Source organism: Pseudomonas sp. GL_103, assembly GCF_057835175.1.
On sequence record NZ_CM174420.1, the window covers coordinates 1,121,715 to 1,135,254 of the forward strand.

Annotated in this window: 8 protein-coding genes; 3 read left to right on the forward strand and 5 right to left on the reverse strand. The window is 62.9% G+C overall.

Going from position 1 to position 13,540, the window contains the following annotated elements; genetic code table 11:
* Nucleotides 1–17 precede the first annotated feature (17 nt).
* Nucleotides 18–764: a pyridoxine 5'-phosphate synthase gene (pdxJ, locus tag AC3IP0_RS05050; protein WP_489326784.1), complete on the forward strand. Its 747-nt coding sequence runs from the start codon at nt 18–20 to the stop codon at nt 762–764.
* An 83-nt stretch (nt 765–847) separates the two neighbouring features.
* Here the strand turns inward: pdxJ and mltF are convergent, their stop codons facing one another.
* A complete protein-coding gene (mltF, locus tag AC3IP0_RS05055) occupies nt 848–2,308 on the reverse strand; it encodes a membrane-bound lytic murein transglycosylase MltF (protein ID WP_489318490.1) in 1,461 nt (486 codons plus the stop codon).
* 285 nt (nt 2,309–2,593) lie between these two features.
* Between mltF and purL the strand changes: the two genes are divergently transcribed.
* Nucleotides 2,594–6,490, forward strand: coding sequence for a phosphoribosylformylglycinamidine synthase (purL, locus tag AC3IP0_RS05060; RefSeq protein WP_489326786.1), 3,897 nt, complete (start codon nt 2,594–2,596; stop codon nt 6,488–6,490).
* A gap of 20 nt (nt 6,491–6,510) precedes the next feature.
* Nucleotides 6,511–6,822 carry an NGG1p interacting factor NIF3 gene (locus AC3IP0_RS05065; protein WP_489318492.1) on the forward strand — a complete coding sequence of 104 codons (312 nt, stop codon included), beginning with the start codon at nt 6,511–6,513 and terminating at the stop codon, nt 6,820–6,822.
* 172 nt (nt 6,823–6,994) lie between these two features.
* On the opposite strand, the gene nagE is transcribed toward AC3IP0_RS05065, so the two are convergent.
* From nagE to nagA, 4 genes are all read right to left on the reverse strand, one after another.
* Nucleotides 6,995–8,710 carry an N-acetylglucosamine-specific PTS transporter subunit IIBC gene (nagE, locus tag AC3IP0_RS05070; RefSeq protein ID WP_489326788.1) on the reverse strand — a complete coding sequence of 572 codons (1,716 nt, stop codon included), beginning with the start codon at nt 8,708–8,710 and terminating at the stop codon, nt 6,995–6,997.
* 29 nt (nt 8,711–8,739) lie between these two features.
* Complete coding sequence (ptsP, locus tag AC3IP0_RS05075; RefSeq protein WP_489326790.1) at nt 8,740–11,256, reverse strand: phosphoenolpyruvate--protein phosphotransferase; 2,517 nt, start codon at nt 11,254–11,256, stop codon at nt 8,740–8,742.
* Nucleotides 11,257–11,395: 139 nt separating this feature from the next.
* Nucleotides 11,396–12,418 carry an SIS domain-containing protein gene (locus tag AC3IP0_RS05080; protein WP_489318495.1) on the reverse strand — a complete coding sequence of 341 codons (1,023 nt, stop codon included), beginning with the start codon at nt 12,416–12,418 and terminating at the stop codon, nt 11,396–11,398.
* Entirely contained in the window at nt 12,399–13,505 is a 1,107-nt protein-coding gene (gene nagA, locus AC3IP0_RS05085; protein ID WP_489326791.1) for an N-acetylglucosamine-6-phosphate deacetylase, read from the reverse strand. Before nagA ends, AC3IP0_RS05080 begins: the two co-directional genes overlap by 20 nt.
* Between the last annotated feature and the right edge of the window lie 35 nt (nt 13,506–13,540).

Below are 13,540 nucleotides of genomic sequence, written 5' to 3' on the forward strand. Positions count from 1 at the left end.
TCTTCTGGAGCGCTTCCGTGACCACCAGCACCCGTATTCTTCTTGGCGTGAACATCGACCACGTTGCCACCCTGCGTCAGGCCCGGGGCACCCGTTACCCGGACCCGGTCAAGGCTGCACTGGACGCGGAAGAGGCGGGCGCCGACGGCATCACCGTGCACCTGCGTGAAGACCGTCGGCACATTCAGGAACGCGACGTTCTGCTGCTCAAGGACGTGCTGCAAACCCGCATGAACTTCGAAATGGGCGTCACCGAAGAAATGATGTTGTTCGCCGAGCGCATCCGCCCGGCGCACATTTGCCTGGTACCGGAAACCCGCCAGGAGCTGACCACCGAAGGTGGCCTGGACGTGGCGGGGCAGGAAGCTCGGATCAAGGCGGCGGTCGAGCGCCTGTCGAAGATCGGCTCCGAAGTGTCGCTGTTCATTGACGCCGATGAGCGCCAGATCGAAGCCTCCCGCCGTGTCGGCGCACCGGCCATCGAACTGCACACCGGTCGTTATGCCGATGCCGAGACGCCGACCGAAGTCGCCGAAGAACACAAGCGTGTGGCCGATGGCGTGGCCTTCGGCCTGGCCCAGGGCCTGATCGTCAATGCCGGCCATGGCCTGCACTATCACAACGTTGAAGCCGTGGCGGCGATCAAGGGCATCAACGAGCTGAACATCGGCCATGCGCTGGTGGCCCACGCGCTGTTCGTTGGCTTCAAGTCGGCTGTTTCGGAGATGAAGGCGCTGATTCTGGCGGCTGCCTCGAAGGTATAAGAGCAAAAGATCGCAGCCTGCGGCAGCTCCTACAGGTGTACACATAACCCTGTAGGAGCTGCCGCAGGCTGCGATCTTTTGCTTTAGAGCGGTGCAGGCTCCTGCGCCGGCTTGGTCTTGTCGATGCCCGGAACCAGCAGTTTGCCCTCGGCGACCTGATCGCCCTCAAGCTGCGGCTGCGTGACCCAGGTCAGGATGTCGTAGTAGCGACGGATGTTCGCCACGAAATGCACCGGTTCGCCGCCACGGGCGTAGCCGTAACGGGTTTTGCTGTACCACTTCTTTTCCGACAGGCGCGGCAGGATCTTCTTCACGTCCAGCCATTTGTCCGGGTTCAAGCCTTCCTTGGCCGCCAGTTTGCGTGCGTCATCCAGGTGGCCGCTGCCGACGTTGTAGGCCGCCAGGGCAAACCAGGTACGGTCCGGCTCCTGAATCGAATCGTCGAGCTGGTCTTTCATGTAGGCCAGGTACTTGGCGCCGCCCATGATGCTCTGTCTGGGGTCCAGGCGGTTGGACACGCCCATGGCCTGCGCAGTGTTCTGGGTCAGCATCATCAGGCCGCGCACGCCGGTCTTGGAGGTAACCGCCGGTTGCCACAACGACTCCTGGTACCCGATGGCCGCCAGCAGGCGCCAGTCAACTTTCTCTTTCTTGGCGTAGGCCTTGAAGTGCTGTTCGTACTTGGGCAGGCGTTGCTGCAAGTGTTGGGCAAACGTGGTGGCGCCCATGTAGCCGAGGACGTCGACATGCCCGTAGTAGCGGTCCTTGAGGCGTTGCAGGGTGCCGTTCTTCTTGACCTTGTCGAGGTAGTCGTTGATTTCGTTGAGCAGGCTGTTGTCGTCGCCCGGGGCGACGGCCCAGCTCTGGTTGCTGGCGTCACCGAGGTCGAAGGCGACCCGGATGTTGGTGAAGTACACCTGGTTCATCGCCACTTCGTTGGAGTCGACCAGTGTCAGGTCGATCTGAGCTTCGTCCACCATGCGCAGGAGATCGACGACCTCGACTGCGTCAGACTCTTCGTATTCGATGCCGGGAAATTTCTGTTTCAGCTGCGCCAGTTGTTCGGCGTGGGTGCTGCCCTTGAGCACCATGATCTTCTTGCCCACCAGGTCCTTCGCATCGGTCGGCCGTGACTGGCCGTTGCGGTAGATGATCTGCGGGGTGACTTCCAGATAGGAGTGGGAGAAACGCACCTGCTTCTTGCGCTCTTCGCTGCTGACCAGGCCGGCCGCCGCCAGCACCGGGCCATTGGGCTTGCCGACCTGGTTGAACAGGTCATCGAGGTTGTCGGCGGTCTCGATCTTGAGCTCGACCCCCAGATCGTCGGCGAAGCGCTTCACCAGCTCGTATTCGAAGCCGGTTTCACCGTTACGATCCTGAAAGTAGGTGGCTGGGCTGTTTCGGGTAACCACCCGCAGCACACCATCCTCCTTTACGCGCTCGAGCGTGTTGGGTTTATCAACACAGCCACCGAGCATCAGGAAGAGTCCGGTTGCGATCAGCCATTTGGCGTACCGCGGACGCAAAGCCGTTGGGAAAAACATGTGCGCAGTATACGCAAAGGACCACGGGCGCCATATCTCGACAGCAAGGGGCTTGTCTGCTAGAGATCACAAAACCGGCCGAAACCCCGCAGGAATGGGCTTTATCTGCATTTTGTTACAGTAAAAATAAGCTGTCGTCACACGCCCCATTAACCTGACTTTCGAGGCAGAAACACAGATCGACACCCGAGTGCAACCGTGCGTAGCGTTTCGGGTGCTGTCGCGGGCTGTTTAGGCTAGAATGCACGGCCTCAAAGCACACCCCTTCCCGAGGCTGTCCCGAAGATGTTGATCCTGCGCGGCGCTCCTGCCCTTTCTGCCTTTCGCCACAGCAAACTCCTTGAGCAACTGAGCCAGAAGGTTCCGGCTGTCAGTGGCCTGTATGCTGAATTCGCTCACTTCGCCGAAGTTACCGGCGTCCTGACCGGCGACGAACAGCAGGTGCTTGCGCGCCTTCTGAAGTACGGTCCAAGCGTTCCGGTACAGGAACCGACCGGTCGTCTGTTTCTGGTGCTGCCGCGTTTCGGCACCATCTCGCCGTGGTCGAGCAAGGCCAGCGACATCGCCCGTAACTGTGGCCTGGCGAAAATCCAGCGCCTGGAGCGCGGCATCGCGTTCTACGTGGCCGGCCAGTTCAGCGACGCTGAAGCCCAGCTGATCGCCGACGGTCTGCACGACCGCATGACCCAGATCGTCCTGGGCAACCTCGAACAGGCCGCCGGCCTGTTCAGCCACGCCGAGCCGAAACCCCTGACCGCCATCGACGTGTTGGGTGGCGGCCGCGCCGCGCTGGAAAAAGCCAACACCGAGCTGGGCCTGGCCCTGGCCGAAGACGAGATCGACTACCTGGTCAACGCCTTCGTCGGCTTGAAGCGCAACCCGCACGACATCGAACTGATGATGTTCGCCCAGGCGAACTCCGAGCACTGCCGTCACAAGATCTTCAACGCCAGTTGGGACATCGACGGCCAGAGCCAGGAAAAAAGCCTGTTCGGCATGATCAAGAACACCTACGTGATGCACAGCGAAGGCGTTCTGTCGGCTTATAAGGACAACGCTTCGGTAATCGTCGGCTCCGTGGCCGGTCGCTTCTTCCCGGACCCTGAGACCCGCCAGTACGGCGCGGTGCAGGAACCGGTGCACATCCTGATGAAGGTTGAAACCCACAACCACCCGACCGCGATTGCCCCGTTCCCGGGCGCATCCACCGGTTCCGGTGGCGAAATCCGCGACGAAGGCGCCACCGGTCGCGGTGCCAAGCCAAAGGCTGGCCTGACTGGTTTCACCGTGTCGAACCTGCAGATCCCGGGCTTCGAACAGCCGTGGGAAGTGCCGTACGGCAAGCCTGAGCGCATCGTCACCGCGCTGGACATCATGATCGAAGGCCCGCTGGGCGGCGCTGCGTTCAACAACGAATTCGGTCGTCCGGCCCTGACCGGCTACTTCCGTACCTTCGAACAATCGATCACCACCCCGCACGGTGACGAAGTTCGTGGCTACCACAAGCCGATCATGCTGGCTGGCGGCATGGGCAACATCCGTGAAGAACACGTCAAGAAAGGCGAGATCCTGGTCGGCTCCAAGCTGATCGTGCTCGGCGGCCCGGCAATGCTGATCGGCCTGGGTGGCGGCGCGGCTTCCTCCATGGCCACCGGCACCAGCTCGGCAGACCTGGACTTCGCTTCGGTACAGCGCGAAAACCCGGAAATGGAACGTCGCTGCCAGGAAGTCATCGACCGTTGCTGGCAACTGGGCGACAAGAACCCGATCAGCTTCATCCACGACGTGGGTGCGGGCGGTCTGTCCAACGCCTTCCCGGAACTGGTCAACGACGGCGACCGCGGTGGCCGTTTCGAACTGCGCAACATTCCAAACGACGAGCCGGGCATGGCCCCGCACGAAATCTGGTCCAACGAATCCCAGGAACGTTACGTCCTGGCCGTCGGCCCGGCTGACTTCGAGCGCTTCAAGGCGATCTGCGAACGTGAGCGTTGCCCGTTTGCTGTGGTCGGCGAAGCCACTGCGGAACCGCAACTGACCGTCACCGATAGCCACTTCGGCAACAGCCCGGTGGACATGCCACTGGAAGTGTTGCTGGGCAAGGCTCCACGCATGCACCGTTCGGTGGTTCGTGAAAACGAGCTGGGCGACGATTTCGATCCGTCGACCCTCGACATCGCCAACTGCGTCGAGCGCGTCCTGCATCACCCGGCCGTGGCGAGCAAGAGCTTCCTGATCACCATCGGCGACCGCACCATCACCGGCCTCGTGGCCCGTGACCAGATGGTCGGCCCATGGCAGGTTCCGGTGGCCGACGTTGCCGTCACCGCCACCAGCTTCGACGTCTACACCGGTGAAGCCATGGCCATGGGCGAGCGTACTCCGCTGGCACTGCTGGACGCTCCGGCGTCGGGCCGCATGGCCATCGGCGAAACCCTGACCAACATCGCGGCTTCGCGCATCGGCAAGATCTCCGACATCAAGCTGTCGGCGAACTGGATGTCCGCAGCCGGTCACCCAGGTGAAGACGCCCGCCTGTACGACACCGTGAAAGCGGTCGGCATGGAACTGTGCCCTGAGCTGGGCATCACCATTCCGGTGGGCAAGGACTCGATGTCCATGGCCACCCGCTGGAACGATGAAGGCGTGGACAAGTCCGTCACTTCGCCAATGTCCCTGATCGTGACCGGTTTCGCGCCAGTGACTGACATCCGTCAGACCCTGACCCCGCAACTGCGCATGGACAAGGGCACCACCGACTTGATCCTGATCGACCTGGGCCGCGGCCAGAACCGCATGGGCGCCTCGATCCTGGCACAGGTTCACGGCAAACTCGGCAGTCAGGCTCCGGACGTCGATGACGCCGAAGACCTGAAAGCCTTCTTCGCGGTAATCCAGGGCCTCAACGCCGACGGCCACCTGCTGGCTTACCACGACCGTTCCGACGGTGGTTTGCTGACCAGCGTGGTGGAAATGGCCTTCGCCGGTCACTGCGGCCTGAGCCTGAACCTCGACGGTCTGGCGGAAACCTCCGCTGACATCGCCGCCATCCTGTTCAACGAAGAACTGGGTGCGGTGATCCAGGTTCGTCAGGACGCTACCCCGGACATCCTCGCGCAGTTCAGCGCTGCCGGTTTGGGCGACTGCGTATCGGTGGTCGGTCAGCCGATGAACAACGGCGAGATCAGCATCACCTTCAATGGCGAAACCGTGTTCGAAGGTCAGCGTCGTCTGCTGCAACGTCAGTGGGCCGAGACCAGCTACCAGATCCAGCGTCTGCGTGACAACGCTGACTGCGCCGAGCAAGAGTTCGACGTGCTGCTGGAAGAAGACAACCCGGGCCTGAGCGTCAAGCTGAGCTACGACATCAACCAGGACATCGCCGCGCCTTACATCAAGAAAGGCATTCGCCCACAGGTTGCCGTACTGCGTGAGCAGGGCGTCAACGGTCAGGTGGAAATGGCGGCTGCGTTCGACCGCGCCGGTTTCAACGCGATCGACGTGCACATGAGCGACATTCTGGCTGGCCGTGTCGACCTGAACGAGTTCAAGGGCATGGTCGCGTGCGGCGGCTTCTCTTACGGCGACGTATTGGGTGCCGGTGAAGGCTGGGCGAAATCCGCGCTGTTCAACAGCCGTGCCCGCGATGCGTTCCAGGGCTTCTTCGAACGCAACGACAGCTTCACCCTCGGCGTGTGCAACGGTTGCCAGATGATGTCCAACCTGCACGAACTGATCCCGGGCAGCGAGTTCTGGCCGCACTTCGTGCGCAACCGTTCCGAGCAGTTCGAAGCCCGTGTTGCCATGGTGCAGATCCAGGAATCGAACTCGATCTTCCTGCAAGGCATGGCCGGTTCGCGCATGCCGATCGCCATTGCTCACGGTGAAGGTCATGCCGAGTTCTCCAGCGAAGAAGCACTGCTGGAAGCCGATCTGTCCGGTTGCGTGGCAATGCGTTTCGTCGACAACCACGGCAAGGTCACCGAAAGCTACCCGGCCAACCCGAACGGCTCGCCGCGCGGGATCACCGGTCTGACCAGCCGCGACGGTCGCGTGACCATCATGATGCCGCACCCGGAGCGAGTGTTCCGCGCCGTGCAGAACTCGTGGCGTTCGGACGACTGGAACGAAGATGCACCGCTGATGCGTATGTTCCGTAATGCTCGGGTCTGGGTAAACTAAAAGCGGGTGAACTAAGCGCCGTGTACAAGCTCAGCTTTTTCGTTCCAACCAGTCACGTCGAAGACGTGAAGAGTGCCGTATTCGCCGCCGGTGGCGGTCGAATCGGTGCTTACGACCACTGCGCATGGCAGGTGTTGGGCCTCGGCCAGTTTCGCCCACTGGATGGCAGTCAGCCGTTCATTGGCGAGGCAGGGCAGGTCGAGCAGGTTGAGGAATGGAAGGTTGAGCTGGTGGTGGCGGATGAGTTGATTCGCTCGGTGGTGGCGGCTCTGAAACAGAGCCATCCCTACGAGACGCCGGCTTATGAGGTGTGGCGGTTGGAGGATTTCTGATCTTCCTGGCTGCTTAAATGAGAAACCCGCTGAAAGTGATTTCAGCGGGTTTTTTGTTGCCTTGAGTTCCCCTGTAGGAGCTGCCGAAGGCTGCGATCTTTTGATTTTATTTTTAAGATCCAGATCAAAAGATCGCAGCCTTCGGCAGCTCCTACAATATGTGCATCGTAGATTAAACCTTGGCACTCACCTCACTACGATTGACCAACCCTTCCAGCGCATCACTCAAGCTCGGTGCTTTGTCGCCAATCAGCAGATGCCAGATGCCACCTTCCAACTGGCTGACACCGTGACAGCCCAATGCTTTCAAATCACATTCCGACAACGCCTTGCCATTGGCCAGTTGCAGGCGGATGCGGGTCATGGCGATGCAGTCGAGTTGCAGCACATTGTCGCCACCGCCCAGGGCGTTGAGCCATTGCTGCGCCTCGGGTGTCGCCACGGCGGCGGGTTTGGGGGCGTCGATTTCTACCGCCGGTGACGACACCAAGGCCCGACCCAGCGCCGGCATTGCCAGGCGAATCTCATCGGCAATGGCATCGGCCATCGGCCCCACCACCACCTGCAAACTCCCGCCCTTGCCGGGGCGCACCACGGCCATGGCGCCGAGCGCTTTCAAGTCGGTATCCGATGCCTTGTTGCGGTCCACCATGTCCAGGCGCAAGCGAGTGGTGCAGGCGCCGACGGTGATCAGGTTTTCGGCTCCGCCCAGGGCCTTGATGTATGCCCCGGCGCGTTCATTGTCGGCCACCGCAACCTGCGGGGCGGCAGCGCTGGTTTCGCGGCCCGGTGTCTTCAGGTCGAAGCGGCGGATACAGAAATCAAACACCACGTAATAGATCACGGCATACGCCAGGCCCACCGGGAACACCATCCAGCCGTTGGTGGACTTGCCCCAGCCAAGGATCATGTCGATGAAGCCGCCGGAGAAGGTGAACCCCAGGTGGATGTTCAGCAGATTGGTGATGGCCAACGACAGGCCGGTCAGCAGCGCGTGCAACAAGAAGAGCAGCGGCGCAAGGAACATGAAGGCGAACTCGACGGGTTCGGTGACGCCAGTGAGGAACGAGGTCAGGGCCATCGACAGGAAGATCCCGCCCATGACTTTGCGTCGTTCCGGCAAGGCGTTGCGGTACATTGCCAGGTACGCGGCGGGCAGGCCGAAGAGCATCATCGGGAACATGCCGGTGGTGAATTGGCCGCCCTTGGGGTCGCCGGCGAAGTAGCGTGAGATATCGCCGGTCACGAGGGCGCCCGTAGTCGGGTCGGTGAAGTTGCCGAAGACGAACCATGCCATGTTATTGATGATGTGGTGCAGGCCGGTGACGATCAGCAGGCGGTTGAACACGCCGAAGACGAACGCGCCGAAGCTGCCGCTTTCCATCATCAGCGTGCCGAAGCTGTTGATGCCGTGCTGGATCGGCGGCCAGATGTAGCCGAACACCACGCCCAGTCCCACGGCGGCGAACCCGGTGACAATCGGCACAAAGCGCCGGCCCCCGAAGAACGCCAGGTACTCCGGCAGCTTGATGTCCTTGAAGCGGTTGTACAGTGCGCCGGCCATCAGGCCGCTGACGATCCCGGCGAGCATGCCCATGTTGATGCTCGGGTCGAGCACCTTGAGGGTGGAGATCATCACCAGGTAGCCGATCACCCCGGCAAGCCCCGCCGTACCGTTGTTGTCCCTGGCGAAACCGACCGCGATACCGATGGCGAAGATCATCGCCAGGTTGGCGAAAATCACCTGGCCAGCGTCGTGGATGATCGCGATGTTCAGCAGGTCGGTATCGCCCAGGCGCAGCAGCAGGCCGGCAATCGGCAGGATCGCGATCGGCAGCATCAGTGCGCGCCCGAGGCGTTGCAGGCCTTCGATGAAAAGTTGGTACATGGCGGTTCTCCGTGGATTCTTGTTGTTCTTTAGCTCAGCGGCCAATGCTGGTGACAGGCGTGACGAACCGCGCTGGCGCTGCTCAGTTTGAGCAGACCCTGGCTGATGCGCCGGCATTCGCTGGCGTCGAGATGACGCACGCGGTCCTTGATTTCACCGACCTGTACCGGGCTCACCGACAACTCACTGACCCCCAGGCCGATCAACACCGGCGTGGCCAACGGATCGGACGCCAGTGCACCGCACACGCCCACCCAACGGTTGTGCAACGCCGCACCGGCGCAGGTCTGGGCGATCAACCGCAGCAGTGCCGGGTGCAGCGCATCGACGCGGGCGGCGAGCCCGGCGTGGTCGCGGTCCATGGCCAGGGTGTATTGCGAAAGGTCGTTGGTGCCGATGGACAGGAAGTCCGCGTGTTCGGCCAGTTGCTCGGCCAGCAGCGCGGCGGCCGGAACTTCGATCATCACGCCAAGCTCCGGGCGTTGTGTCAGACCCAGTTCCGTACACAGGGCGTCGAGGCGCTGGCGGATGTGCAGCAGTTCATCGACTTCCGTGACCATCGGCAGCAGGATCCGGCAGCGTGACAACGGGTTGAGGTGCAGCAACGCGCGCAGTTGCTGGTCGAGCAGCTCAGGGCGAACCTGGGCCAGGCGAATGCCGCGCAGGCCGAGCACCGGATTGGCCTCGGCGGGCAGTGGCAGGTAGTCCAGTTGCTTGTCGCCGCCGACGTCGATGGTGCGGATGATCACCGACTTGTCACCCATGGCATCTAGCACCGCTTGATAGGCGTGGTGTTGTTCCTGTTCGTCCGGCGCGGTGTGGCGGTCGACGAAGAGAAACTCGGTGCGCAGCAAGCCGACGCCGTCGGCGCCATTGGCCAGTGCGTCTGCCGCTTCCGTGCTGGACGCCACGTTGGCGGCGACTTCGATGCGCAGGCCATCGGTGGTCAGCGCGGGTGTGCGCGCCTGGGTCTGTTGTTCGGCCCGGCGTTGTTGCTGTTGCTGTTGCAGCTGGCGCACGTCGGCCAGGCGCTGTGTGCTGGGTGTCAGTTCGAGGCGGCCGCCGTCGGCGTCCAGCACCACCGGTTGCCCCTGTTGCTGATCGAGCAGCGTCGAGCCCAGTGCGACCATGCACGGCAGGCCTTTGCCCCGGGCCAGAATCGCCACGTGAGAGGTCGCGCCACCTTCGGCCATGCACAGCCCGGCGATGCCTTGCTGGCTCAGTTGCAGTAAATCGGAGGGTGTCAGTTCATGGGCCGCGACGATGGCGCCGGCCGGCACGTCGTAATGCCAGGTATCGCCGAGCAAAGCGCGCAGCACCCGTTGCTTGAGGTCGCGCAGGTCGTTGGCGCGTTCGGCCAACAGCGTGCTGCCGGTTTGCTGGAGGACTTCGCATTGCACGTCGATGGCCTGGCTCCAGGCGTGGGTCGCGGCCGTGCCCTGGGCGACGGTTTGACTGGCGGCGTCCAGCAGGGCCGGATCTTCAAGCAACGCCAGGTGTGCGGCGAAAATCGCTTCTTCCGCGGTGTCCTTGTGTTTTTTCGCAAGGGCCAGCGTGTGCTCGATTTCACTGCGCACCTGGCTCCGTGCCGCGTCCAACACTTGCTGTTGTTGCAGCCGATCATGATGGCCGGCATCCACCGGCAGGCTGATCGCATTCAGGCGAAACAGCGGCCCGCCGACCAGGCCGGGCGCCGCGCAGACGCCGTGCAACACGCCGGCTTCGGCGGGGCGATTGCGTTGGGCAATCGTGGCTGGCGCGGCGGCGTGGCTGTCTTCGGCCAAGGCTGTGGATAACGCGGTCAGCAAGGCTTGCAGCGCGGCTTCGGCGTCCGGGCCCTGGCAACTGACCTGGACCTCCGCCTGCTCGCCGATGGCCAGTCCCATCAGGCCGATCAGGCTGTCGCAGGTGGCCGATTTGCCGGCGAAATGCAGCTGCGATTTGCTTTTGAATCCTTGCGCGGTCTGACGGATCAACGCAGCCGGCCGCGCGTGCAGACCGCCACGGTGAGCAATGCGCACCAGACCGACAATCTCTGCGCCGGCAAACTCGGTATCCACCTGTGCGCTCGACGTCTGTCGACGAATGATGTGCAGCAGCGGCTCGCCGACCTTTACCGATTTGAGCGTGATGGGGCGTGCCTGAAAGTCCTGGCTGTTGGTGAGGATCAGCAGGCTGACCAGGCTCTTGCACTGTTGCGCGACCTTGTCCAGGTCGTAGCGCAGCAGCGGTTGGCCGTTGGCGACGCGCGCGCCTTCCTTGACCAGCATCGAGAAGCCCTGGCCCTGCAACTCAACCGTGTCGAGCCCCAGGTGCAGGAGCAATTCCGCGCCGTTGTCGGCACGCAGGGTTACCGCGTGACCGGTGCGGGCGACATGCACCACCACGCCGGCGCAGGGGGCGTGGAGTGTGTCGTTGAGCGGATCAATGGCGATGCCGTCACCCATGGCGCCGCTGGCGAACACCGGGTCCGGGACTTTGGCGAGCGTGAGCACCGGGCCGCTGAGCGGGGCGCTTAAAGTCAGCTCTTTATTGTTGTTATGCATGGCTCGGTCTCATCAAAAAATACAGTTCGGATCAACGCGCCACCCCGTAGGAGCTGCCGAAGGTTGCGATCTTTTGATCTTGTCTTTAAAAAGATCGCAGCCTCGTTTCACTCGACAGCTCCTACAGGTGTATTTGCCGTCAGTGTGTGCGCGTCACTTTGCTCAGGTACCGCGGCTGGTCCGGGTCCATGCCACGGGCCACGGCCAGGCCGGCGGCCATCACGTAGAAACTCTGGATCGCCAGAATCGGGTCGAGGGCCGGGTGTTCGGCGCGGGTCAGGGTCAGGTCGCGTTCAAGCACGTCATCCGGCGCGGCCAGCAGGACACGGGCGCCGCGTTGGCGCATGTCGGCGGCCAGGCTCAGCAAACCGGCCTGTTCGGCACCCCGTGGGGCAAACACCAGCAGCGGGTAGTTGTCGCCAATCAAGGCCATCGGGCCGTGACGGACTTCTGCACTGCTGAAGGCTTCAGCCTGGATCGCCGAGGTCTCCTTGAACTTGAGCGCCGCTTCCTGGGCGATGGCGAAACCGGCGCCACGGCCGATCACCATCAATCGCTGGCAATCGCGCAAGGCGTCGATGGCCAGGCTCCAGTCCTGTCGCGCGGCGTGGCGCAGGCCATCGGGCAAGGCAGAGCCGGCCTCGAGCAGTTCGGCGTCTTCTTTCCAGTGGCCGATCAACCGGGCGCTGGCGCTGAGGGTGGCGATGAAGCTCTTGGTCGCGGCGACGCTGCTTTCTGTGCCGGCACACAGCGGCAGGCTGAATTCGCAGGCGGCTTCCAGCGGCGAGTCTTCGACGTTGACCAGCGAAATGCTCAATGCACCGCGCTTGCGCAACAGGCGCAGGCTGTTGACCAGGTCCGGGCTTTGCCCCGATTGAGAAAAGGCGAATGCCACCTGGCCGCTGACCTTCAATGGCGCCTGTTGCATGGTCACCACCGACATCGGCAGCGACGCCACCGGGATGCCCAGCAGTTGCATGGTCAGGTAGGCGAAGTAGCTGGCGGCGTGGTCGGAGCTGCCGCGCGCCACGGTCATGGCCACTTGCGGCGGCTGACGACGCAGGCGCCCGGCGATCTCGATCATCTGCGGGTCGAGTTTTTGCAACTGGGCCTGCACGGCCTCGAACGAGGACAGCGCCTCTTCAAGCATTTTTGAAGTCAATGTCTTCTCCTTCGACCATGACGGCGGTCAGTTTCAGTGAGCGATCCAGCCGCACGCAGTCGGCCCAGGCCCCCGGTTGCAGGCGCCCGCGTTCGGTGATGCCGAGGTAGTCGGCGGGGAATTGCGACAGGCGCTGCGAGGCTTCGGCGATGGGCAGCCCGATCTTCACCAGGTTGCGCAGGGCCTGATCCATGGTCAGCGTGCTGCCGGCCAGGGTGCCGTCGGGCAGGCGCACGCCGCCCAGGCATTTGGTCACGGTGTGGCTGCCGAGCTTGTACTCGCCATCGGGCATGCCGGCGGCGGCGGTCGAATCGGTGACGCAATACAGGCACGGAATCGAACGCAGGGCCACGCGGATGGCGCCGGGGTGCACGTGCAGCAAGTCCGGAATCAGTTCGGCGTATTTGGCGTGGGCCAGGGCTGCGCCGACTATCCCCGGTTCGCGGTGATGCAGCGGGCTCATGGCGTTGTAGAGGTGGGTGAAACTGCTGGCGCCGGCCTCCAGCGCGGCCACGCCTTCCTCATAACTGCCCAGGGTGTGGCCGATCTGCATGCGAACGCCGCGGCTGCTGAGGTCGCGGATCAAGGCATCGTGACCGGCAATTTCCGGGGCAATGGTGATCACCCGGATCGGCGCGAGCGCCAGGTACGCTTCGACTTCGGCCATCAGCGCGGTGTGGGCGAAGTTGGGTTGCGCGCCGAGTTTGCCCGGGTTGATGTAGGGGCCCTCGAGGTGTACGCCGAGCACCCGGGCGCAGCCTTGGGGCCGCTGCTCACAGAACTCGCCGACGGCCTGGAGCACGCTGGATATCTCTTCGCTCGGTGCGGTCATGGTGGTGGCCAGCAACGACGTAGTGCCGAAGCGCACGTGGGTACGGGTGATGGTTTCGAAGGCCGGCGTGCCCTCCATGATGTCTTTGCCGCCGCCGCCGTGAACGTGCAGGTCGATGAAACCCGGCAGCAGGTACGGCAGATCATTGTCCGCCGGATCGCAGGGCTGGCCTTCGATCGACACGACTTTGCCGTGTTCGTGCACCAGTCGGCCGCGAACCCAGCCGTGGGCGGTGAGGATGTTGTCTTCGGACATGTCTGGCTCTCGGTGTTTTTTCGACGCAGCTCTTT

Excerpts from the sequence above, each read along its gene's own strand:
- mltF (WP_489318490.1), bottom strand. The coding sequence starts at position 2,308 with ATGTTTTTCCCAACGGCTTTGCGTCCGCGGTACGCCAAATGGCTGATC.
- purL (WP_489326786.1), top strand. The coding sequence starts at position 2,594 with ATGTTGATCCTGCGCGGCGCTCCTGCCCTTTCTGCCTTTCGCCACAGC.
- nagE (WP_489326788.1), bottom strand. The coding sequence starts at position 8,710 with ATGTACCAACTTTTCATCGAAGGCCTGCAACGCCTCGGGCGCGCACTG.
- ptsP (WP_489326790.1), bottom strand. The coding sequence starts at position 11,256 with ATGCATAACAACAATAAAGAGCTGACTTTAAGCGCCCCGCTCAGCGGC.
- nagA (WP_489326791.1), bottom strand. The coding sequence starts at position 13,505 with ATGTCCGAAGACAACATCCTCACCGCCCACGGCTGGGTTCGCGGCCGA.